Below are 22,814 nucleotides of genomic sequence, written 5' to 3'. Positions count from 1 at the left end.
TCCTAATGATGACTATGATCTTTCGATGCTTTTACCGGCTCTGCTTGTGAGGCTAACGAAACGACTTTTGCATTGGTAAATACTCGGTTCCCGTCTTCAAAATATAGCGTGAGTTTACGTTCTTGACCTACTTTTAACGGTTCTTGTGGTTCAAACACCATTAAATGATAGCTGCCTGGCTTAAAATCGAGTTGTTGGTGAGCTTTAATAAGCAATGATTCGACTTTTTGCATTTTCATCATACCGTCAGCGTGAACGTGCTCATGAATTTCAACACGCCCTAGGCCATCAATTGTCGCTTTAGTCAAGGTTGCTGGTACATTGCTGTGGTTTTTAATACTAAAGTAAGCCACACTGGCTTTGGTTGCCGGCAAAAACTCTCTTACTTGCGCATGTGTTACTTGTAGCTGCGCAACAACACTATCGTGTTCATGTCCTTCGTGCGCCATTAACGAAGACGAAAAAACACCCACCATTAATGCACTTGCTATCGAAATACATTGTTTAATCATCAGTAAAATCCTTGTTAAAACAAAAAAATATAGTTCAAATTTATCATAATTCCCCTATGTTAGGCAGCTAATTTAAGCTCAAGAGACGACTTTTTTGTTATCTGCGATTAACCAACACAGCCCTGCTACAAACAATAACGGCCAAGCAATCATCAATGATCCGAATAAAAAAGCTAAAATAGTACCAGCCAGTGCCACCATCGCCGCGCCAACTAACCCCATCGTCACTAAAGCAACAATCGCAATAACAACGATAATAGCAACTAATGCACCAATGAGCTCTATACCTGTCCAGCTAATATCTGAGATCCATAGCGGAAACTGCCACACATCAAAGTGAATAATTGAACCGCTATTAATTAAAAACAACGCAACAATAACTAGGCACACGGCGAATGTTTTCATGCTGCTCTCCTTACACTGCTTTTTCTTCAAGGCAACAGTGAGCAATTAAATAACCTAGCGCCACTGCAAACGGAAAACTTAAAAATAATAAAACAGTCACTAAGCGAGTAGACCATACCGGAAAGTCTAGTCGGTAAGCTAACCCACTACAGACGCCTGATATTTTTTTGTTAAGCGTATTTTTGTACCAACGACGGTGTGTATTAAAACTATTCATAACAATCTCCTTAAGCTGTTTGTTTATTAGCAGTATTTAAACTTGCTTTTAAACTAGCCAGTTCTGCATCAATTTTTTCATTTTTAACCAGTGACTCAATTTGCATAGCTGTATTGCTCGCAGTATCTGTGAGCTCATACGCTTCAACTTGCGACTCTACACTTTCAACGCGGCGCTCTATTTGCTCAAATCGTGATAAGGCAAAAGCCACTTTATCGCTTTGTAGTTGCGTATTTATTTTTGCCCTTGCCTCAACTACGTTTTCACGCTTTGCAAGTTGTGCTTGCTTTGCTTTTGCCTGCGTCATTTTTTGCTGTAAGCGCTCGCAGTCTTCAGTGATTTTAGTAATCGATTGTTGTAATGCCTCAAGCTGCGTTTGCAAGCACCCTATGCTTTGTTCAACTGTGTGTTTTTCGGCTAATGCTGATTTAGCTAAATCGTCACGATTTTTTGTCACAGCATGCTCAGCTTTTAATTGCCAATTTGCGAGCGCTTGCTGTTTGTTACTTATTTGACGTTTAATGCACTTTTCTTCACATAAAAGTGCAGCTGCCGTACTACGACACTCATTAAGCGCTTCTTGCATTTCAGTAAGCATTAAATTGAGTAACTTTTCTGAGTCTTCTGCTTTATCAAGCATAGCTACAATATTTGCTTGAATGACGTCGTTTACGCGGTTAAATATGCCCATGTTATTCTCCTGATGATTTTTATTTATACATCAACAGGATTCCAAGAGTTATGCCAACAACTTAAAATGGTTTTATTTTCATTAAATATCATGTGGTTAAGTTATTTTAAGTAGGTAAATTAATGACTCGCCACTGAATGAAATTAAGTCGAATTGGCTAATAAATTAAACTTTTGACCAAAATTTGGGATCAAAAAAAGCCACCTGAGGTGGCTTTTTCTATACAGAGGATCTGTTATTCGGGTACGTAACTTAGTGCTTTATCCATAACACTTAGATCAGCTTGCTTGCCATGGCCATTTTCAGATAAATGGCGTCTAAAACCACGCGCACCGGGTTGTCCCTGAAAAATACCTAACATATGGCGAGCAACATGCCAAAAGTTAGCGCCTAAACGCATCTCTTCTTCAATGTAATCATACATAGAGCGCACAACATCATGACGTGTCTGAGTATTAGCAGCGTCACCATATATTTTTTCATCCACTTCATTTAGCATAAATGGATTGCTGTAAGCCTCTCGCCCAACCATCACTCCATCTATGTACTGTAAATGCTCAAGGCTTTGCTCAATGGTTTTAACACCGCCATTAATACTTAAATCAAGTTGTGGATAATCTTTTTTAAGCTGGTAAACGCGGGGGTAGTTAAGCTCAGGAACTTCGCGATTTTCTTTTGGACTCAATCCTTTTAGCCATGCCTTACGGGCATGAATAATAAAATCATCACAGCCTACTTTATGCGATGCTTCAATAAGCGCACATAAAAATTCATAGGAATCTTGCTCATCTATACCAATGCGCGTTTTAACCGTAACAGGAATACTGACTTCACTTTTCATTGCAGCAACACACTCTGCCACAAGCTCGGGCTCTGCCATTAAACAGGCACCAAAACGCCCATTTTGCACACGATCAGACGGACAACCTACGTTAAGGTTTATTTCATCATAACCGCGCTCACCTGCAAGCTTGGCACACTGTGCTAGCGCTTGCGGATCTGAGCCCCCCAGCTGCAGCGCTACTGGGCCTTCATGTTGATTAAAGTGCAAATAGTCACCACGGCCAAACAAAATAGCACCTGTGGTGATCATTTCAGTGTAGAGCACGGTGTGCTTTGTCATTTTACGATGAAACGTACGACAATGGCGATCAGTCCAATCGAGCATGGGGGCAACAGAAAAGCGTCGATTTAAAGTACGTTTATCCAAAATGTAGTCCTCAAAAATTTATAATTTAAGCACAGCTTAAAAGGCGCTGCATTTTACACAAAAGCCCCATGCGCAGCAATATTAAGCAAACACCTGCAAGCCAAAGTATTGTGCGATACCGTTTAAAATATTCGTTACTGCGACTGAGCTTAAAATTAACCCCATAATTCGACTAATAATACTTGCCCCACTATCACCTATTATTTTATGTACATGCGTAGCAAGTAATAACAAAATAAGTACCACCACTAAAACGGCCAGCATCATTGATGAGGTAATCATTTGTTCAACCCAGGTATATTCTTCATTACGCGTCATTAATACAGCACCTAACATAGCGCCTGGGCTTGCAATTGAGGGTATAGCCAGCGGAAAAATAGCGGTTTCAGTGCTATCGCGAACACTTTTAATTTCAGCTTCGGGTTTACTTTCACCAAACGTCATGGAGAGTGCAAAAATTAATAAGATCAACCCACCGGCTATTTGAAATGCCGATAGTGGAATCTCAATCACATTGAGTAATTGCTCACCGGCAACCACAAAAAATAACAGTACTAAAGCAGATACACCCACTGCTTTAAAAATTACTTTACGCTTAAACTTGTCGTCATCACCCCGAGTTACGGCGATAAAAACCGGAATTGTGCCGATTGGATCGATAACTGCAAAAAAGAAAATAAATATGGCTAATAGTTCATGCATTAATGAATACCTTTTCACAAAAGCGGTTAATAAAACGCTGCAACTACAATACAGTATGTTAGTATATCACGGCAAAGTAAGGATGAGAGAAGATGAATATAGAATCACTCGTAAGTAAAGCAAAACAAGTATGCGACAACCGTGGTGCGCGATTCACACCTATTCGCGAAAAGGTATTTCGTTTATTAGCAAGCGCTCAAGGTGGTGTGGGTGCATACGATTTGCTAGAGCAATTAAAAGTCACTGAAACAGGCGCAAAACCTGCGACAATTTATCGTGCTTTAGACTTTTTAGCAGAACTCGGTTTTATTCATAAAATTGAAAGCACTAACGCATTCATGTTGTGTCATCACTTTGATCATATTCATCCTGTTCAATTACTAATTTGTGATACATGTGGGTTTGTTAAAGAGCTGCATTCAACAGTAATTTCACATGAGCTCAATAATTTAGCAGCCGAAAGTGGCTTTGTAGTTTCTGGGCAAACCATAGAAGCACACGGTAAATGTGACGCTTGTCGAGCATAGCTGAGCGACTATAGCTATACTTTACGTATACCCTCTATCAGTACCAATTTAAGGATATATAATATGAATGTAGAGTTCATTAATCCCTTTTTATCTTCTTTGATGAATGTATTGAGCACCATGGCTCAAACTCAGTTAAAACCAGGTAAACCTCGCATTAAAACCGATGAAGTAGCCTGTGGTGATGTATCGGGATTAATTGGTATGGTTGGCCCCCAAACTCGCGGTTCATTTTCAATAACCTTCGACGAAAGTTTAGCGCTTACGATTATGGAACGTATGTTAGGTGAGCGACCTGACAGCGTAAATGAAGAAGTCACTGACATGGTCGGCGAAATAACCAATATGGTCACCGGTGGTGCTAAAAACCTATTAGGTGAAAAAGGCTATGACTTTGCCATGGCAACCCCCATTGTTGTGTCTGGTAAAAACCATACTATTACGCATAAAAGTGACGGCAAAAAAATTATTATGCCATTTACCAGTGATGCAGGTAATGCAAACATTGAAGTGAGCTTCGATAAGCTATGAGCTGGTCGCAAACCACGATTACATTAAAGCCTCGCTCGCGGGGCTTTCACTTAATTGATAACGACATACTGACTAAACTCCCACAGCTGAGCCAACTAAAAATAGGGTTATTACACTTATTTATTCAACACACCTCTGCCAGCTTAACCATTAATGAAAATGCCGATCCGACCGTGCGTATGGATATGGAAAGCCACTTCAATCAGTTTGTACCTGAGCGCCAGCCTTATTATCGTCATGACTATGAGGGCGATGATGATATGCCTGCTCATATTAAAACCAGCACTTTAGGTTGCGAGTTAACGATACCTATTAATGATGGTCAATTAGCGCTGGGGACTTGGCAAGGAATATACTTAGGCGAACATCGCGACCATGGCGGGGCTAGGCGTATTATTGCCACTTTGCAAGGCGAAACGTTTTAGAGCTAGGTTTTAGGTTTTATACCAATTCGCTTAATTAAGCGGTCTATTTTGAGGCAGGAAAAACGGGTTGATAGCTAGGCAAAAAATTCGCTATTTAGTTGTTCTAAATGAGAATTTTTTAACACAGATAGCGACACGTTTAGCCCCGCAAAATGATTGAGTATTATTGCGGATTGGTATTACAACACAGATCGTTCGCATCCATTGAGCACTTCAAATCTAATAAAAATTATATAAATTAAATTTATAATGATTCACATGTGGATTATTGTTTGTTATTTGAAAATGAATATCTGGAAAGTAAATAAGATTGGAGCGGTACACGAGGCTCGAACTCGTGACCTCGACCTTGGCAAGGTCGCGCTCTACCAACTGAGCTAGTACCGCATTATATGAAGATTCTAGGTCCTAGGTTCTGTCAAAATTAAACCTTGTTCCTTTCGCCTTTCATCTTGAATCTTTATTTCTACTACAATTTCTTTTGGTGAGAAATTGGAGCGGCACACGAGGCTCGAACTCGTGACCTCGACCTTGGCAAGGTCGCGCTCTACCAACTGAGCTAGTGCCGCATTCAAAATAGTCAGTAATTCGTCCGTTAGTGCGCGACGGGTCGCGTCCTACATTCTGGCAACTGAGCTAGTGCCGTATTCAAAATAGTCAGTAATTTGTTCGTTGGTGCGCGACAGGTCGCGTCCTACATTCTGGCAACTGAGCTAGTGCCGCATTATATCAATTTTAACTTTTCATCTTGAACTACAATTTCTTTGGTGAGAAATTGGAGCGGCACACGAGGCTCGAACTCGTGACCTCGACCTTGGCAAGGTCGCGCTCTACCAACTGAGCTAGTGCCGCATTCAAAATAGTCAGTAATTTGTCCGTTGGTGCGCGACAGGTCGCGTTCAACATTCTGGCAACTGAGCTAGTGCCGCTTCAAAAGTCAAAGCTCAAGCACACTAACCCCGCGGGGGTTATCGTCTTGAGCGGGGCAGGATTCTACAATAATTAGGGTGCTTTGCAAGTATTTTTTATAAATTAAAAAACTTTTCTCGGTAAACCTTTAATTCCATAATCGAATCTTTAATGTCGTCTAACGCTAAATGTGACCCTTTTTTATTCACTTGAGCCAATACATCTGGTTTCCAACGACGAGCAAGTTCTTTAATGGTACTTACATCTAAATTACGGTAATGAAAAAAGTCTTCAAGCTCACGCATATACTTATTCATAAAACGACGATCTTGGCCAATCGAGTTACCACACATAGGTGAAGCACCCGCTGGTACCCATTGCTTTAAAAACGCGAGGGTTTGATCAACGGCATAAGCTTCATCGAAAGTACTTGCCTTACAACGCGCTGTAAGCCCTGATTTGCCATGCTGAGTTGTACACCACTCATCCATACCATCAAGTAGTTCATCACTTTGATGAATGGCAATGGTTGGGCCTTCGGCTAATATATTCAGATCAGCGTCAGTGACAACAGTTGCAATTTCAAGTATTTTGTCAGTCTCTGGTTCAAGTCCGGTCATTTCCAGATCGAGCCAAATTAAATTTGATTTATTAATAGTCATAATTACCTTAAACGGTGCTTTTCTTTAGATCCAACGCATTTCGATATATCATATTAGCATCAACCGTCGAGCTAAAGCTTTTTTTGGCAAACTCGGCATTTAACTCAGGTTATAGGCCTCAAGTGGCAAAACAGAAAAAATTAAGTAAAGGCCAATCCCGTAGGATCAAGGCTAATCATCAAAAGCGCTTATCGAATGCCGATACAAAACCGGCAAAAGTCGGCGCGCAAGAATGGCAAACAGATAATTTAGGTCAAGTGGAAAATGCGATTGTTATTAGCCGCTTTGGACAACATGCCGATGTAGAAACACAAAACGGTGATGTATTACGTTGTAATATTCGTCGTACCGTATCGAACTTGGTTTGCGGCGATGAAGTATTGTTTCGCCGTGCAAAAGTAAGTGAAGGTGATTTAGCGGGTGTTATTGAAGCAACTCAAGAGCGCCGTTCACAACTCACGCGCCCCGATTTTTATGATGGGGTTAAAGTGATTGCCGCTAACATTGATCAAATTTTAATGGTTTCAGCGGTACTGCCAGAGTTTACCCCGAGCATTATTGACCGCTATTTAATTGCCTGTGAAGACATGGGTATCGAACCCATTTTAGTACTGAATAAAATTGATTTAATTGATGAAGCTGGTTTAAACGAAATACAACAAATCCTCGACATTTACCGTAAGCTTAATTATCAGGTGCTGCTAGTTAGTAATATAACTGGCGAAGGCATTAATGAGTTAAAAGAAGTACTTGCGGGCAAAAATAATATTTTTGTTGGTCAAAGTGGCGTGGGTAAATCTACCTTAGTTAACACTGTACTGCCAGATGCTGAAATTTTGACTAAAGAAGTGTCTGAAAACAGCGGGCTTGGCCAGCACACCACCACGGTATCGCGTCTTCATCATTTACCGAGCGGGGGTAATTTAATTGACTCACCGGGAATTCGTGAATTTGGCCTATGGCATTTAGATGTTGAACGCGTCACTTGGTGCTTTAAAGAATTTAGAGAATTTATAGGCGGATGCCGGTTTAGAGATTGTAAACATTTAAACGATCCGGGCTGTATAATTAAACAAGCGGTAGCCGATGGCGATATTTCAAAATTACGCTTTGAAAGCTACCACCGTATTTTAGAAACCATGGCCGATGGCCGTGCAGGCGCTCGTGCGCCCCGCGTATAATAAGGGAATAACCTGTGAGTTTAGATAAATTTAAAATCGCCATGCAGTATGCCATGCCAAAACACTTTATTTCTCGTGTGGTAGGTAAACTTGCTGCAGCAAAAGCCGGTGCGTTAACAACCACATTAATTAAATTATTTATTAAACAATATAAAATAGATATGAGCGAAGCTAAATATTCAGATCCGGCTCATTACAAAAGCTTTAATGAATTTTTTACCCGTCCGTTAAAAGACGGTGTGCGTCCTATGGTTGAAGATGACGATATTATTATTCATCCAGTAGACGGCGCAATTAGCCAACTAGGCGACATTGTTGATGGTCAACTTATTCAAGCTAAAGGCCACGATTACAGCTTACAAGCATTGTTAGGTGGATCACAAGACGACACAACCCCGTTTTTAGGCGGTAAATTTGCAACTATTTACTTGGCACCAAAAGATTACCACCGTATTCATATGCCAATTGATGGCACGCTAAGCAAAATGATTTATGTACCGGGCGATTTATTTTCAGTAAACCCACTTACCGCTCAAAACGTACCAAATTTATTTGCCCGTAACGAGCGTGTAGTGGCTATTTTTGAAACTGAAATTGGCCCGCTAGCTATGGTTTTAGTAGGCGCAACCATTGTTGCCAGCATAGAAACTATTTGGGCTGGCACAGTGACTCCACCAGCTGGCAGTGATGTGTTTAGCTGGAACTACCCAACTAAAGGCGAAAACGCGATCACCCTTAAGAAAGGGGAAGAAATGGGTCGCTTTAAATTAGGCTCAACAGTTGTACTTGCATGGGGTGCGAACAAAGCAGAAATATTAGACGATCAACTCCCAGAGGTAGTTACTCGTTTAGGCACTGCCTTTGCAAAAATTGATGATTAATAGGTAGTGTCAGTTCGAGCTTAAAAAACACCGCGTTTATTTTCAATAACCGCGGTGTTCTTTTCTTGTAGACGGAGAGCTTACTCACGTTAAAAGCCAAGCTTTTCATTACTCATACCCGCCACATTCTTTACACGCTAAATCCTTAGTCATCTTAAAATGCTGTTGCTTTAAGCTTAATGCGTCAAACGTTATAAACACATTCCCTTTAAAATGACCTAACAACATATTGAGGGTTAATTGTGCCTGCATTGACCCAACAATCCCAAGTAAAGGGCTAATTACCCCGGCATTACTACAATTTATAACCGGTGCATCGCTACTTTGAGGGAAAACACAGCCGTAACATGGGCTGTCACTTTGTCTAAAATCAAACCCCATTAATTGCCCTTGAGTTGCCAGCGCAGCCCCTGTAATTAAGCGAGTGTTATTAGCAATGCAATAGCGATTTACCGTGTATCGAGTCGCAAAGTTGTCAGAGCAATCAAGTACTATGTCGGCGTTTTTTAAGAGCAACGCACTGTTGGTATCATCCAGCTTTTGAGTGTGGGTTATTATATTTATTTGATTGTTAAGGCTCGCAAGCACTTTTCCAGCCGCGCGAACTTTGTTTTGCCCCAAATGATTTACTTTATAGAGCACTTGGCGCTGCAAGTTAGACAGCTCAACTACATCGTCATCAATTAAAATAAGCGACCCAATGCCAGCTGCCGCTAAATACAGCAGCGCAGGACTACCTAAGCCACCTGCACCAACTACGGCAACCGTTGAACGTTTCAGCGTTAACTGCCCGTCAAGCCCCACTTCATCAAGTAATATGTGGCGGCTATAACGTAGAGTTTCTTTGTCGCTGAGCTGCTGCGTTTGCATGTTAGCAGGCATTCTCATTTATCACCGATTTTAAAGTATTGATTGCCTCTACATAATCATCAGCCTCGGTAATAGCACGCACCACGGCTACACTGCCCACGCCCGTTTTAGCAACCTCTTGCGCCCTATTTAAATCAATTCCGCCAATAGCCACTGTAGGATAGCTTTGCATTAATGGCACAAACCGAGTTAGCTTTTCAAGCCCCTGTATCTGGCCAGTCATGTCTTTGGTGGTGGTAGGATAAATCGCGCCAAAGGCCATGTAGCTTGGGCGGTAATTATGCGCCCGAAGCATTTCATAAAAGCCATGGGTAGAGAGACCAAGTCGCAGGCCTGCTTCTTTTATAGCAACTAAGTTTGCACTCTCTAAGTCTTCTTGCCCTAAATGCACCCCATAGGCGCCATGTTTGATGGCAAGTTGCCAGTAATCATTTATAAATACCTGCGCATTATACTGCTCACCCAAGGTGACCGCTTTGGCAATCAGTTCATCTAGCTCATTCTGCGTTTTATTTTTAACACGAAGCTGAGCTGTTTTAATTCCTTGCTGTAAGCACTTTTCTAGCCATTCAATACTATCAACCACACCATAGAGGCCAAGCTTTTTACTTTCACAGGCTGCAAAATCAGCAGCCATATTAAAATCAAGCGGCACATCAAAATCCAACTCATCACCTAACCAGCTACCCGGTTCAATCACCTGAGGGTAATGCGCTAAATCGGTAGGAAACTGCGTTTGTGCGACCGGCCCTATGCCCTCGCCATAGCGAACTGATTGCTTTAAACCTTGGTTTATATAGGCTTTAGCTAAAATAAACGCATCTTTTAGCGGGTAGTCTTTTGCAAGACACGCAGCAATTACTGACGCCATACTGCACCCTGTACCATGGCTATGAGGAACTTGAATTTTTTCATTACCTAGCCAATAGTCTTCACCGTTTTGTGTGCAGTAATCAATGCAATACCCGCTTGGGTAATCCCAATGTCCGCCTTTAATCACCACCGCTTTTGCGCCCCACGCCATCAGCTTACTCGCCGCTTCTTTAATCGCTGCAGGGCCAATTAAATACACACCCGTTAATAACTGGGTTTCGTGGGTATTTGGGGTAATTACATCCACCAGCGGTAGTAAACATTCTTTTATCGCACTTACGGTGTCTTCTTCTGTTAGTAAGTCACCGCTTGAGGCAATAGCCACAGGGTCATACACAATAACCGGCGGGGTTGGCCATTTGGCTTTGTAATGGCTTATGTGCTCACTAATTAACTGAATTTGCTGCACATTGGCAAGCATACCAATTTTTATCACTTTGGCTTTCATGTCTTTTTCAAGTGCAAGCAACTGGGACTCAATAATATCGGTAGACACTGCATTAATGGCCTCTACACCTAAGCTATTTTGAGCGGTAAGCGCGGTGATTGCTGTACAACCATGCACACCAAAACTTTGCATTGCCTTAATATCGGCTTGAATACCCGCGCCGCCGCCAGAATCAGAGCCAGCAATTGTCCACACTACGTTTGTCATATTTTTATTTCCTTACTGCTGATGCCAAAATGGCATACCCATTGTTGGGGTTGAGGGGGTTGCAACGTCTTTTTCGGGCATTGCTTTGGCATTGTATGCAAAGCGCCCTGCCTCTACCGCAGCTTTAAATGCACGGCTCATAGTCACTGGGCAACCCGCCCCTGCAATGGCTGAATTTAATAATACCGCATCATACCCTAATTCAAGTGCTTGGCAGGCATGCGATGGTAAACCTAACCCGGCATCAACAATTAATGTTGTATTAGGCAGGCGTTCTCTAATGGTTTTTAAATTATAACTATTTAACAATCCTTTACCGGTGCCAATAGGCGCGCCCCACGGCATTAGCACCTCACAGCCTAATCCATTCAAGCGCTGACACAGCACTAAATCATCAGTGCAATAAGGCAGTACTTTAAACCCATCATCAATCAATATTTTTGTGGCTTCAAGTAATGCAAAGGGATCGGGCTGTAAATTATAGTCATCGCCTATTAATTCAAGTTTTATCCAATCGGTAGCAAATACTTCTCGGCACATTTTAGCTAGGTTAATAGCCTCTTTGACGCTGTGGCATCCGGCAGTATTAGGCAGTATTTTTAAACCGGTGTTTTTAATTAATTGCCAAAAATCATTCCCTGCCGCCGCGTTTTGTTGTCGCCTAAGTGACACGGTGACTATCTCAGCACCTGAGGCTTTAATTGATTGCGTCATTATATCTGGTGACGGATATAACGCAGATCCAATTAACAAGCGACTATTGATTGGCTCACCATAAATTGTTAAACAGTCTTTGCTTTGCATAGCACTATCCACCTTGGATAGGTGACAATAACTCAATACTGTCACCTTCATTTATAACAACGTGGCTATGGCGACTCTGAGGAATAAACTCTCCATTTACAGCCACGGCATAAGGCGCCATTGCACCCACGTTTTTTACTATTTCCAGCAACGCATGGCTAGTCACATTTAAAGGCTCACCATTAATTGTAATGTTCATTTAATACTCACTCTATTTGCGATAATGCTTGTGCCACAAGCGCGGGTGCCAACATATAGCCGTGGCGATACAAGCCATTGATACTGATAACCTTGCTCGTTTTTTTTACCTGTGGGCGATTATCGCTAAACGCTGGGCGTAAGCCTGTTTGAATATTTAATAATCGCGCTTCGGCAAAGCCACTATGAACAGTGTAGGCCGCCGATAATAGTTCAAGGGTTGAGCGCACAGTTGCAGGACCTGTATCTTGCGATTCGATCTCCGTTGCCCCTATGACATATTCATGATTAGGTTTAGGTGCAATATAAATAGGGTAACGCGGATGCATTAATCGCACAGGCCGCGTTAAGTTAACCTCAGGGGCGTATAACCTTGCCACTTCCCCGCGCACACCTCGAAGTGGCTGATCTTGTTTAGCTCCAAGCCCTCTGCAATCAATAATGTAATCAAACTCTCGATTATTCACTTTATTATCAAAGATGCTGGCGCGTTGATTAAACACAAACTTTACTTTGCGCTTATTTAGCAACCTAAAGCTGGCTTTATAAAAGGCTTGGTTATCTATTTGCGCTTCACCGGGTAAAAATAGCCCTTGATTAAAACGCCCTGTAAGCTCAGGTTCTAAATCCGCTATTTGCTGCGTATTAACCGCTTTGGCACTAAAATTTAGTAACGGCTTTATTCGCTGTGCAAAACTTTGTAAGTCGCCTTTATCCTGCGGGTGAGCAACCACTAAGGTGCCCTGCTGTTGAAAGAACACCTCACTGTTTAACTCATCTAAAATAGCAGGCCAGCGAGCAATAGAATCTACTCCCAATAGTGCTAAATCATGTTCACACATAACCGACTCAGCTAGTGGTGCCAGCATAGCCGCCGCCACTTTACCCGCACTATTTTGAGTATGCTCGTCATCAGCTTCAAATACAGTAATACGGTGCTGCTTACTTAATTCAAGCGCCGCCAAACGCCCCGCTAAACCAAACCCCACCACAGCAATGTCATAAAACATAAACACTCCTACATTTAGCTGCGAGCTGCGGGTCTCTGGCTTCGAGCAACAAGATGTTAAGATAAACATTTCGCTACTCGATGCTCGCAACTCGCAACCTATTTTATATTGCTTTATGGTAAATCTCTGAGCCTGTTTGTTTAAACTCTTCAGATTTAGCTTTCATCTCGGCCTCTACATCTACCATTTTGATTTCAATGGCATCACCCACGTTATTAGGATCAATACCGCGCGCTTCTAGATCTTTGGCGTAGTCACGTACTTCTTGGGTTATTTTCATCGAACAAAATTTAGGGCCACACATGGAGCAAAAGTGGGCTACTTTACCTGATTCTTGTGGCAGTGTTTCATCATGGTATTCACGAGCGCGAACAGGGTCTAAACCAATGTTGAATTGGTCGTGCCATCTAAATTCAAAGCGTGCTTTTGATAGGGCGTTGTCTCGCTCTTGTGCACCGGGGTGACCTTTGGCTAAATCGGCGGCATGAGCGGCAATTTTATAGGTGATAAGGCCTTCTTTAACGTCTTCTTTATTTGGCAAACCTAAATGTTCTTTCGGTGTTACATAACACAGCATGGCACAGCCATACCAAGCTATTTGCGCAGCCCCAATCCCTGAGGTTATATGGTCATACCCTGGTGCAATATCTGTGGTGAGTGGGCCTAAGGTATAAAAGGGCGCTTCGTCACAATGTTTAAGTTGCTCTTCCATATTGGCTTTGATCATATGCATAGGCACATGCCCAGGGCCTTCTATGAACACTTGTACATCATGCTTCCAAGCTATTTTAGTCAGTTCGCCTAAGGTACGAAGCTCACTAAATTGCGCTTCATCGTTAGCATCAGCAATAGAGCCTGGGCGAAGGCCATCGCCTAATGAAAAACACACATCGTATTGTTTTAAAATTTCACAAATATCTTCAAAATGCGTGTATAAAAAGTTTTCTTTGTGATGCGCTAGGCACCATTTAGCCATAATAGAGCCACCGCGCGATACAATGCCTGTTACGCGTTTTGCTGTCATAGGGACATAGCGCAAAAGCACGCCGGCATGAATAGTAAAGTAGTCAACTCCCTGCTCGGCTTGCTCAATCAGCGTGTCACGAAATATTTCCCACGTTAAGTCTTCAGCTACGCCATTTACTTTTTCAAGGGCCTGATAAATGGGTACAGTACCAATAGGGACTGGCGAATTACGCACTAGCCATTCGCGGGTTTCGTGAATGTAGCGCCCAGTTGATAAATCCATTACGGTGTCGGCACCCCAACGGGTTGACCACACCATTTTTTCAACTTCTTCCTCAATAGATGAACCAACTGATGAATTACCTATATTGGCGTTAACTTTAACTAAAAAGTTACGACCAACAATCATAGGCTCGGTTTCTGGGTGATTAATATTGTTAGGTAAAATAGCGCGACCACGCGCTATTTCAGCACGCACAAATTCAGGAGTAATAAACTCAGGAATACTCGCGCCAAACGACTCCCCTTTATGCTGCGCAGCTAGTAACTCTTCACGTATTTGTGCACGCCCCATGTTTTCACGTATCGCTACATATTCCATTTCTGGGGTAACTATCCCTTGGCGGGCATAATGCATTTGCGTTACGTTTTTACCCGCTTTTGCACGGCGAATTTTTGGTAAATGCTCAAAGCGAATATGATCAAGCCCATCGTCAGCCATACGCTGCTGCGCAAACTGTGAGGTAACTGACTCAAGTACTTCAGTGTCACCGCGGCTTTCAATCCACTGCTCACGGTATTTATCAAGCCCTTTACGTACATCTAATTCAAAATTAGGATCGGTATACGGGCCAGATGTATCGTAAACACGCAGCGGCTCATTTGGCTCATACACGGGGTTTTCATCTGTGCCACCTATGAATGTATCGCTTAATGTTATTTCGCGCATACCCACACGCACGCCTTGCAGGCTTCCTTCAACATACACTTTATGAGAGCTTGGAAATGGTTGACCCGTTAGGTTATAAATATAGTCAGATGCAGCAGCACGAGTTTCTCGGCGCGACGATTTTTTTGTAGTGTTTGACATGACTTACCTCATTGCTTAAGGGTTGTCTTGCCAGATATTCCGATGGAATAGAGAAAGATCGTAAAGTAGCTTTATGCCACTTTGCAGCCTAAAATGACGGGTTTGATGTTGTTGTACGCATAAAAAAAGACGCACAAGCGTCCAGTTTAGGCAGCTTGTTCCCTACGCAGGTATTAACCTGATCAGGTTCACGGATCCCGCTTTCGCGATCTCAGCCTAAATAAAACTTAGGCACTCCGACAAGTAGTTAAATTGTTCGTTGATTTGATAATGTTTTAATCGAATCTGCTATGAGTGTACGCCAGTTGAAAATTCCCCGCAAGGGGCTGTTTTTCAAAATGTGTAAAATTTACTTAGGGATAAACACAAATTTTTGCTCGCCTTGCATCACCAATTTTTGGTCTTGCAGGTTAAGCTCGGCACCTTGCTTAAGCGCTTGTAAAAACTGCTGTTCAAACTCATCCAGTTCAGGGCCGCATGATTTGCGTGTCATACCTAATTTACTTACGCTCAAGCTGCTATCTTCAAGCGAACCTTCACCAAAAAACTTATTGCATCCGGCAAAGCCATTTATTTGTAGCGCTTCTATAAAGCTCATTGATGCTTTAAAAGATGCGGGAATGGCCAAACCATCAACCTTTGATAATTGCCATTGTGTATATTTTAGCTGCTCAGTGGTAACTGTCCCTGTTGATGCGCAACCAACACATAAACCGATTACAAGCATCGGTATTGCTGCTAATTTCATGTTACTACTAACTTATTGTCTAATTAGTGTAATAGTATCAATATTTGTCAGGTTTATCCGTTAAAAATGCATGTTTTAAATGTAAATTTTTGTTCTAAGCTAGTTTAAAAGCAGTGCTATTTGGAATTAAGCAATTGCTTGGAATAAGTTATCTATCTGTGGTGGTAAAAATGGACGACCTTTCTCGTTAACCGACGTACCTATTACTAAGGCATTGAGCATCACTTTTTCGTCTAATTTGCGAACTACCGTTTGTTTAAACGCAAATTTAAGGCGACTAATGCGTACAGGCTCTACTGCTACATAAAATTCATCCGCTGGCTTTAAAGACTGCTTGTAATCCATTTCACTGCGAAGTACCACTAAGTTAATTTTATCTTTGGCAAGTTGTGCAAAATCAACACCCTGTGCGTATAAAAACTCATGACGAGCGTGCTCCAGATAATTAAAATAAACACTATTATTTACAATACCTTGTAGGTCACACTCGTAGTCACGCACTTTAAAGTCTACTTTAAAGGTCATATTAGTAATCCAAATTATTTAACGTATAATTGCCGCGTTTATAGCACAAGTGTTGAAATAATTGCTACCATACAAGTCCCTAAAATGGAGTTAAGTAACCTAATGAATTTACGTTTGTCTTTAATTACAGCCACGTTATTACCACTATTCGGTGCCCCAATCTACGCCAATGCAGATGACACCGACCTAGAGAAAATCATTGTTACTGGTGACTTTCAAAAAGAAAGCATTCAAACGTTAAGTGCCAGCGCAAGTTTATTTTCTGAAGATGAAGTAAATCTCAGAGGGGCTACTTATTTAGATGAAATGCTAGCAAGCGCTGCAAATGTGAATTTTGCTTCAGGCGCCTCACGCGGACGTTATATTCAAATTAGAGGGGTGGGACTTCGTTCACAATTCGTCGACCCAATTAACCCATCTGTCGGTTTAGTGATTGACGGTATAAATTATTCTGGCCTTGGTGGCAGCTCATTATTATTTGATATTGACCAAGTAGAAATTTACCGTGGTCCACAAGGTACACGTTTTGGCGCCGATGGCATGGCGGGTATGATTCAAATGCAATCAGCTAATGCAACCAGCGATCCTAGTTTAAAATTACATTTAGGTGCTGGCACTTATAACAGCCATGAAGCAGGCGTTGCTGCTAGCACAGGTTTAACCGATGATACCAGTGCACGCGTTAGCTACTTTCGCAGAAAATCTGACGGTTACGTAAACAACCTCTATTTAAATGATGAAACACAAAATCAAGATGAACAAGTTGCCCGCTTTAAATTAAATAGCCAACTCACAGCTCATTTAAATTCAGAGCTAAACCTGCACTATATCGATATCAATAACGGTTATGATGCGTTTACCCTTGATAATTCTCGCAACAGCGTTGCTGATCAACCAGGCGAAGATAACCAACAAAGCTATGCTGTTGGCCTTAATAATACTTACACCGGTTTTGACGCCTTTGATATGAGCTTAAACCTTTCAGCCATTGATACTGAGCTTTTTTATAGTTTTGATGAAGACTGGGTATGTAACGATACAAGTAAGCCGCAAATATGTGCTGCCGGTCTGCACCCAGATGGTTATAGCTCAACAGATATTTATAGCCGCGATCGTGATGATCAAGCGCTCGATCTGCAGTTTAATGGCAAAACAGGTAATTGGGTGGCGGGTATTTACTATCAAAACCGCGATGTTGACCTTGAGCGTCAATATACATGGTTAGCCAATCCATTTGCCTCAACCTATGAAACCAATAACATGGCAGCTTATGGCCAATTAGCCACAGCAATAGGCCCAAAAACTACGCTTATTACCGGTTTACGTGTTGAGCAATATCAAGGTGATTACACAGATAGTAACGGTTTTATTGAAGAAACTGACGATATTATGCTCGGTGGCAAGGCTGCACTTGAATACCAAGTTATTGACCGCACCATGATTTATACCAGTATCACGCGCGGTTACAAAGCCGGTGGGATTAATTCAGAAGCGCTAGCAAAAGCAAAAGATGAAGGGTTAAGTTTAGATGCTGATTTTTTCAAACAGCATACTAGCTTTGATCCAGAGTACTTATGGAGTGGTGAGTTTGGTGTTAAAGGCAGCTCATTGGATGATAAGTTTACCCTGCGTTTAGCTGCATTTTATATGCACCGTGACAATATTCAATTAAAGTCGTGGCAAGTATCAGACCAACAATTTACCGGTTATGTCGCCAATGCCAGCTCTGGCAGTAACTATGGCCTTGAAATTGAAGGCAGCTATCAACTAACACCAAACTTATTTATTACCGGAAGTGCCGGATACTTAGACACTAAAATTAATGACTTTGTTACTAAATCTGGTTTAAATCAAGACGGTCGTGAGCAAGCACAAGCGCCTAAATATCAATATGCATTTAGTGCACGCTACAATGTTACTGATGAGTTATATGCTATGTTAGGTGTTGAAGGTAAAGATGATTATTACTTCTCCGATAGCCATAATGCACAAGCTCCAAACACAAACTTAGTGAATGTAAGCCTTGGTTACGAAGCCGATATGTGGGCTGTACGCGCATGGGCACGTAATGTGTTTGATGAAACCGTTCCAACTCGCGGTTTTGAATTTGGCAACAACCCGTTAGATGGTTACGCAACCCAAACTTACACACAATTAGGCGAGCCTCGCGTAGCCGGTGTTACGTTTACGCTTAATTTGTAATACTGCGACCAGTTGTCAGTTCGAGAATAAAAAACACCGCGTTTAATGCAAACGCGGTGTTTTTTTATCTGATAGCTGACCACTTTAAGCTATTAGCTGCTTTAAGCTCTTGCCACATCAAACGCAATCACCTCTTTTATTTTTTGCTTATTGGTTGCTAGCATCACTAATCTATCAATTCCCAATGCAACCCCCGCACATTGCTCTAAACCATGCTCTAATGCGGCAATTAAACGCGTATCCATAGGTACTTGTTTTAAGCCACTAGCAGCGCGGTAGGCGTTATCTTGGTTAAACCTTTTTGCTTGCTCTTTGGCATTGGTGAGTTCATTAAAGCCGTTGGCTAACTCCATATTTTTATAATAAAGCTCAAAGCGCCCTGCAACTCGCTGATCGTGCTCACAGATTTGTGCAAGTGCCGCTTGCGATGCGGGAAAGTGATACACAAAACAGGGGATGTCTTGACCAATAGTCGGCTCTACTTTCATACAAAATAATAATTGTAGCAAGGTATCTTTATGAGTCTCGTTTTTAGCTATATCAGCAAATCCGTGATCGCAGGCGAGTTGTTGTAACTGCGTGATAGAGGCAGTTAATGGATCGACCCCTAGCGTGCGTTCAAATGCGTGTTGGTAGGTAATCCGCTCTGCAGGCGCAACCTCAAGAATAAGCTGCATCAACTCATCTATTTCATCCATTAAAGCAAATTCGTCAAACCCAGGACGATACCATTCGAGCATTGTAAATTCAGGGTTGTGATGACTACCCGCTTCTTCATTTCTAAATGCCTTACAAAGCTGGAAAATAGCGCCTGAGCCGGCCGCTAACAAGCGTTTCATCGCAAACTCTGGAGATGTTTGCAAAAACAGGGGAAGCCCACCAGCATGACCTGGGCCGACAAATGTAGTATCAAAGCTGGCTAAATGCACATCGGTTACACTGGCAGCACTTAAACTTGGTGTTTCGACTTCCATTACATTACGAGCATAAAAGAATTCACGAATGCTGCGCATAATCGCTGCTCGTTGCTTGAGTGTATCTATGCTGGCACTCGGCGCCCAAAGATCTGCTGACATATTTTCTCCAAAAAAAAATCCCAGCTTAAGCCGGGATTTAATTAATAAGGCGTGTTACAGCTTACTTAACACGGCTTACGTATTCACCATTGCGAGTGTCTACTTTAATTACTTCGCCAATTTGTACGAATAATGGAACACGTACTACAGCACCTGTGCTAAGCGTTGCTGGTTTACCACCCGTGCCTGCTGTATCACCTTTAAGGCCAGGGTCGGTTTCAGTGATCTCAAGCTCAACAAAGTTTGGTGGAGTTACAGCAATTGGGCTGCCGTTCCATAATGTAATAGTACATACATCGTTTTCAACTAACCATTTGCCAGCATCGCCCAGTGCTTTTTCATCAGCAGCGATTTGTTCAAATGTTTCGTTGTTCATGAAATGCCAAAATTCACCGTCTGTGTATAGATACGCTAAATCGGTATCCATTACATCAGCACCTTCAACCGATTCACCCGATTTAAAGGTTTTTTCAAGTACCTTGCCAGAGATAAGCTTACGGATACGAACACGGTTAAACGCTTGGCCTTTACCCGGTTTTACCATTTCATTTTCTAAGATACTGCAAGGTTCGCCGTCCATCATAATTTTTAGGCCGCCCTTGAACTCGTTGGTGCTATAATTCGCCATCGTTTCCTCTATTTATATTTTTCGAGTAATCTACGTGCCAATGATACAAAGAAATGAAGCAAATTTGCATAAAAACTGGCAAAAAGAATTAGCAAATGTAGTTACCTGCCCAAAAGTGTTGCTAGAAATGGTTGGTTTATCGAGCCAAGTCCATGAAAACGACATAAAAGCTCGTAGCTTGTTCCCTGTTCGTGTGCCATTGCCTTTTATAAAAAAAATTCGTCACGGCGATGCAAATGACCCTTTATTGCTGCAAGTTATGCCCCGCCATCAAGAGTTTTTAACTAAATCGGGGTTTAATAAAGACCCGTTACTTGAGCAAGATAACAATCAACCGGGTCTGTTACATAAATATAAATCGCGTGTTTTAGTCATGTTTAAAACCGGTTGTGCTGTAAATTGCCGCTACTGCTTTAGACGCCATTTTCCTTATCAAGAAAACCAACTGAATAAACGTAGTCTTATTGATGCATTGAGCTATATAAAATCGGATAAAAATATTAACGAAGTGATTTTAAGTGGTGGCGATCCACTAATGGCCAAAGACGATGCTATTAGCTGGTTTTTAGATAAGCTTGAGCAAATACCACAAATTAAACGCATGCGCATACACAGCCGCTTGCCTGTGGTTATTCCTGCACGTATCACTGAACAATTATGTGAAAGATTAGCAAAGTCACCATTAAAAATTATATTCGTTAATCATATTAACCATGCAAACGAAATAGATAATGACTTTAAAAACGCCATGAACATGCTCAAAAAAGCAGATGTGCTACTGTTAAACCAGGCGGTTATTTTAAAAGATGTGAACGATACAGTTGATGCGCAAATAAACTTAAGTGAAGCGTTATTTGATGCGGACGTAATGCCTTATTACTTACACTTACTGGATAAGGTAGAAGGCGCAAGTCATTTTGATATAGATGAGGCGCAGGCCATAAAAATAATGGCAGAGCTTTTAGAAGCCCTGCCAGGATTTTTAGTGCCTAAACTAGTTCGGGAAATAGGAGGTCAAAAAAGTAAAACCCCTATCGACCTCAAATTAGTTTAAACATAAACGTTTACATTATTCCCAAGTGTTGCAGTGACCGACTTAGCCGGTGTTTGCGCACTTGAAGATTGTGTAGCACCTTCAATAAGTGCCAGTGCAGCGGCACCATCAGCTTGCTGTTGCTTTTTAGATAAAGCAGCAGTTAATACTTCTGCGCCTTGGCCTGCACCAGGCATTGTAGGTAGATTTCCACCTGATATATTCATAACTCACACCTGACTTTTAACTGTAATACACGTATTATAGTCGCTGAATTGGTAAATTACTTTACCAACCCACTTAAGTATTTATCGGCAACATTGCACTAAGCTTTAGGAAAACCATGGATTCTATAATTGAACAACTCAACGCCAACTTAAAAATTGTTTACCGTCAGGCACTTGACGCTGACAAAAAACTCGATGAGTTACAACAGCAAGGTCACGGAAAATTTAAAGCCTTATTTGCCGAGGACGCTGGATTTAGTTTCGAAGCTAAACGTTTTAAGCCTTACGTGTTAGACGTTGCCGCTGATGTAGAAAGCTTATCGAGCGACGGTTTGGATGAAGAAAAACTAAAAAAAGCGGTTATCAAACTACAAAATTTACTAACGCTGTTAGCGACCTTTAAATAAAAATTAGCGACTTCTTTGCAAAGCATCTACCAAAGTAGATGCTTTGCATTATTAGCTAGATACGCGGTAAAATTTGCTCACCAAACCACTCTGTTAATAAGCGTTTTTCATAGTAAAATGCTTCGTCTCGACCCATTTTAATTTTATCCATAAAGCCCATATCTTTTAAGCTCACGTTGTCTTCTTGTGCAACAACACCACTTTCATTACTAAGCACATAGTTAAATTCAATCCGTGGAAAGTGAATGGGTTTAACCACCCGAATTTCGTTAACACCGCCATAGCGCACGTCACCAGCTAAATCTAAATCGGTTACTTCAATTTTTAAACTATAATTTTTAGGAAGCTGCTCACTGAGCTTTGCAAAGTGCTCATCAATATTTTTGGCAATTTGCTTATGGTATGAGCCTTTAGTTTGGTTTGATGGGCGTACATCGCGATAATCATTAAAGTCATGCCATTTAACTTGTGCCTCACCCGCGCAAACAACACTCGGTAGTGCAATAAATATCAACATTGCTATTTTTTTAACTGAGTTCATACGTTTCTCCAACGAGTATGCTGATCATTATAATCAACTAAATATTTTACAAATTGCTATACCTTACTTTAGCAATTACATATGAACTATAACTTAATCTTTCTACTG

Annotated in this window: 27 protein-coding genes, 3 tRNA genes and 1 riboswitch; of the genes, 8 read left to right on the top strand and 22 right to left on the bottom strand. The window is 41.6% G+C overall.

Going from position 1 to position 22,814, the window contains the following annotated elements; genetic code table 11:
* Positions 1–2: 2 nt before the first annotated feature.
* From N523_RS0105380 to N523_RS0105355, 6 genes are all read right to left on the bottom strand, one after another.
* A complete protein-coding gene (locus N523_RS0105380) occupies positions 3–512 on the bottom strand; it encodes a copper chaperone PCu(A)C (protein WP_024601351.1) in 510 nt (169 codons plus the stop codon).
* Between the two features lie 78 nt (positions 513–590).
* Complete coding sequence (locus N523_RS0105375) at positions 591–917, bottom strand: hypothetical protein (protein ID WP_016900286.1); 327 nt, start codon at positions 915–917, stop codon at positions 591–593.
* A gap of 10 nt (positions 918–927) precedes the next feature.
* Positions 928–1,134, bottom strand: a complete 207-nt coding sequence (locus N523_RS0105370) for a PspC domain-containing protein (protein WP_013463970.1) — start codon at positions 1,132–1,134, stop codon at positions 928–930.
* A 10-nt stretch (positions 1,135–1,144) separates the two neighbouring features.
* Complete coding sequence (locus N523_RS0105365; protein WP_028834532.1) at positions 1,145–1,825, bottom strand: PspA/IM30 family protein; 681 nt, start codon at positions 1,823–1,825, stop codon at positions 1,145–1,147.
* A 235-nt stretch (positions 1,826–2,060) separates the two neighbouring features.
* Entirely contained in the window at positions 2,061–2,993 is a 933-nt protein-coding gene (gene dusA, locus N523_RS0105360) for a tRNA dihydrouridine(20/20a) synthase DusA (RefSeq protein WP_013463968.1), read from the bottom strand.
* A 123-nt stretch (positions 2,994–3,116) separates the two neighbouring features.
* Positions 3,117–3,737 carry a MarC family protein gene (locus N523_RS0105355; RefSeq protein ID WP_008115498.1) on the bottom strand — a complete coding sequence of 207 codons (621 nt, stop codon included), beginning with the start codon at positions 3,735–3,737 and terminating at the stop codon, positions 3,117–3,119.
* 92 nt (positions 3,738–3,829) lie between these two features.
* Here N523_RS0105355 and N523_RS0105350 point away from each other — a divergent pair, with 92 nt between their 5' ends.
* From N523_RS0105350 to N523_RS0105340, 3 genes are all read left to right on the top strand, one after another.
* Positions 3,830–4,264, top strand: coding sequence for a transcriptional repressor (locus tag N523_RS0105350; protein ID WP_013463967.1), 435 nt, complete (start codon positions 3,830–3,832; stop codon positions 4,262–4,264).
* A gap of 63 nt (positions 4,265–4,327) precedes the next feature.
* Positions 4,328–4,795, top strand: a complete 468-nt coding sequence (locus N523_RS0105345) for a chemotaxis protein CheX (protein ID WP_013463966.1) — start codon at positions 4,328–4,330, stop codon at positions 4,793–4,795.
* Complete coding sequence (locus N523_RS0105340; RefSeq protein ID WP_024601659.1) at positions 4,792–5,220, top strand: secondary thiamine-phosphate synthase enzyme YjbQ; 429 nt, start codon at positions 4,792–4,794, stop codon at positions 5,218–5,220. The genes N523_RS0105345 and N523_RS0105340 overlap by 4 nt, the downstream gene beginning before the upstream one ends.
* A gap of 311 nt (positions 5,221–5,531) precedes the next feature.
* On the opposite strand, the gene N523_RS0105335 is transcribed toward N523_RS0105340, so the two are convergent.
* The 4 genes from N523_RS0105335 to orn all read right to left on the bottom strand — a co-directional run bounded on the left by N523_RS0105335 (position 5,532) and on the right by orn (position 6,791).
* Positions 5,532–5,607 (bottom strand) — tRNA-Gly (locus tag N523_RS0105335).
* 106 nt (positions 5,608–5,713) lie between these two features.
* Positions 5,714–5,789: transfer RNA gene (locus tag N523_RS0105330), tRNA-Gly, on the bottom strand.
* A 207-nt stretch (positions 5,790–5,996) separates the two neighbouring features.
* A tRNA-Gly gene (locus N523_RS0105325) sits at positions 5,997–6,072 on the bottom strand.
* A gap of 173 nt (positions 6,073–6,245) precedes the next feature.
* Positions 6,246–6,791, bottom strand: a complete 546-nt coding sequence (orn, locus tag N523_RS0105320) for an oligoribonuclease (RefSeq protein WP_028834530.1) — start codon at positions 6,789–6,791, stop codon at positions 6,246–6,248.
* A 122-nt stretch (positions 6,792–6,913) separates the two neighbouring features.
* Here orn and rsgA point away from each other — a divergent pair, with 122 nt between their 5' ends.
* Positions 6,914–7,972, top strand: coding sequence for a small ribosomal subunit biogenesis GTPase RsgA (gene rsgA / locus N523_RS0105315; RefSeq protein ID WP_013463964.1), 1,059 nt, complete (start codon positions 6,914–6,916; stop codon positions 7,970–7,972).
* Positions 7,973–7,986: 14 nt separating this feature from the next.
* Positions 7,987–8,853, top strand: a complete 867-nt coding sequence (asd, locus tag N523_RS0105310) for an archaetidylserine decarboxylase (protein ID WP_016900290.1) — start codon at positions 7,987–7,989, stop codon at positions 8,851–8,853.
* A gap of 108 nt (positions 8,854–8,961) precedes the next feature.
* Here the strand turns inward: asd and N523_RS0105305 are convergent, their stop codons facing one another.
* The 8 genes from N523_RS0105305 to N523_RS0105270 all read right to left on the bottom strand — a co-directional run bounded on the left by N523_RS0105305 (position 8,962) and on the right by N523_RS0105270 (position 16,592).
* Positions 8,962–9,741: a HesA/MoeB/ThiF family protein gene (locus N523_RS0105305; RefSeq protein WP_028834529.1), complete on the bottom strand. Its 780-nt coding sequence runs from the start codon at positions 9,739–9,741 to the stop codon at positions 8,962–8,964.
* Positions 9,725–11,251: a thiamine phosphate synthase gene (thiE, locus tag N523_RS0105300; protein WP_028834528.1), complete on the bottom strand. Its 1,527-nt coding sequence runs from the start codon at positions 11,249–11,251 to the stop codon at positions 9,725–9,727. Before thiE ends, N523_RS0105305 begins: the two co-directional genes overlap by 17 nt.
* A gap of 12 nt (positions 11,252–11,263) precedes the next feature.
* Positions 11,264–12,055 carry a thiazole synthase gene (locus tag N523_RS0105295; RefSeq protein ID WP_013463960.1) on the bottom strand — a complete coding sequence of 264 codons (792 nt, stop codon included), beginning with the start codon at positions 12,053–12,055 and terminating at the stop codon, positions 11,264–11,266.
* A 4-nt stretch (positions 12,056–12,059) separates the two neighbouring features.
* Positions 12,060–12,254, bottom strand: coding sequence for a sulfur carrier protein ThiS (gene thiS / locus N523_RS0105290; RefSeq protein WP_013463959.1), 195 nt, complete (start codon positions 12,252–12,254; stop codon positions 12,060–12,062).
* A gap of 7 nt (positions 12,255–12,261) precedes the next feature.
* Positions 12,262–13,263 carry an FAD-dependent oxidoreductase gene (locus N523_RS0105285; RefSeq protein ID WP_028834527.1) on the bottom strand — a complete coding sequence of 334 codons (1,002 nt, stop codon included), beginning with the start codon at positions 13,261–13,263 and terminating at the stop codon, positions 12,262–12,264.
* 103 nt (positions 13,264–13,366) lie between these two features.
* Complete coding sequence (gene thiC / locus N523_RS0105280; protein WP_028834526.1) at positions 13,367–15,319, bottom strand: phosphomethylpyrimidine synthase ThiC; 1,953 nt, start codon at positions 15,317–15,319, stop codon at positions 13,367–13,369.
* A 142-nt stretch (positions 15,320–15,461) separates the two neighbouring features.
* Positions 15,462–15,568: riboswitch (TPP riboswitch) on the bottom strand.
* A 100-nt stretch (positions 15,569–15,668) separates the two neighbouring features.
* Positions 15,669–16,067, bottom strand: coding sequence for an META domain-containing protein (locus N523_RS0105275; RefSeq protein ID WP_013463956.1), 399 nt, complete (start codon positions 16,065–16,067; stop codon positions 15,669–15,671).
* Positions 16,068–16,193: 126 nt separating this feature from the next.
* Positions 16,194–16,592, bottom strand: coding sequence for an acyl-CoA thioesterase (locus tag N523_RS0105270; RefSeq protein ID WP_008465083.1), 399 nt, complete (start codon positions 16,590–16,592; stop codon positions 16,194–16,196).
* A gap of 102 nt (positions 16,593–16,694) precedes the next feature.
* Here N523_RS0105270 and N523_RS0105265 point away from each other — a divergent pair, with 102 nt between their 5' ends.
* The gene (locus N523_RS0105265) at positions 16,695–18,794 is read left to right on the top strand and encodes a TonB-dependent receptor (RefSeq protein WP_028834525.1); all 2,100 of its coding nucleotides are present in this window, start codon (positions 16,695–16,697) and stop codon (positions 18,792–18,794) included.
* A gap of 101 nt (positions 18,795–18,895) precedes the next feature.
* On the opposite strand, the gene epmA is transcribed toward N523_RS0105265, so the two are convergent.
* A complete protein-coding gene (epmA, locus tag N523_RS0105260; protein WP_028834524.1) occupies positions 18,896–19,870 on the bottom strand; it encodes an elongation factor P--(R)-beta-lysine ligase in 975 nt (324 codons plus the stop codon).
* Between the two features lie 61 nt (positions 19,871–19,931).
* On the bottom strand, positions 19,932–20,498 hold the full coding sequence (efp, locus tag N523_RS0105255) for an elongation factor P (RefSeq protein ID WP_010390517.1): 567 nt from the start codon (positions 20,496–20,498) through the stop codon (positions 19,932–19,934).
* 40 nt (positions 20,499–20,538) lie between these two features.
* Between efp and epmB the strand changes: the two genes are divergently transcribed.
* Positions 20,539–21,552: an EF-P beta-lysylation protein EpmB gene (gene epmB, locus N523_RS0105250; RefSeq protein ID WP_028834523.1), complete on the top strand. Its 1,014-nt coding sequence runs from the start codon at positions 20,539–20,541 to the stop codon at positions 21,550–21,552.
* Here epmB and N523_RS0105245 read toward each other — a convergent pair.
* Positions 21,549–21,758 carry a hypothetical protein gene (locus N523_RS0105245; RefSeq protein ID WP_024601670.1) on the bottom strand — a complete coding sequence of 70 codons (210 nt, stop codon included), beginning with the start codon at positions 21,756–21,758 and terminating at the stop codon, positions 21,549–21,551. The genes epmB and N523_RS0105245 overlap by 4 nt on opposite strands.
* A gap of 116 nt (positions 21,759–21,874) precedes the next feature.
* Between N523_RS0105245 and N523_RS0105240 the strand changes: the two genes are divergently transcribed.
* Positions 21,875–22,165, top strand: coding sequence for a hypothetical protein (locus N523_RS0105240; RefSeq protein ID WP_013463950.1), 291 nt, complete (start codon positions 21,875–21,877; stop codon positions 22,163–22,165).
* A gap of 55 nt (positions 22,166–22,220) precedes the next feature.
* Here the strand turns inward: N523_RS0105240 and N523_RS0105235 are convergent, their stop codons facing one another.
* A complete protein-coding gene (locus N523_RS0105235; protein WP_028834522.1) occupies positions 22,221–22,706 on the bottom strand; it encodes a DUF3016 domain-containing protein in 486 nt (161 codons plus the stop codon).
* Between the last annotated feature and the right edge of the window lie 108 nt (positions 22,707–22,814).

Source organism: Pseudoalteromonas sp. 23_GOM-1509m, from assembly GCF_000518425.1.
In the GTDB taxonomy this organism is placed as follows: Bacteria; Pseudomonadota; Gammaproteobacteria; order Enterobacterales; family Alteromonadaceae; genus Pseudoalteromonas; species Pseudoalteromonas tetraodonis.
This window is presented reverse-complemented; position numbering and strand designations above follow the sequence as displayed.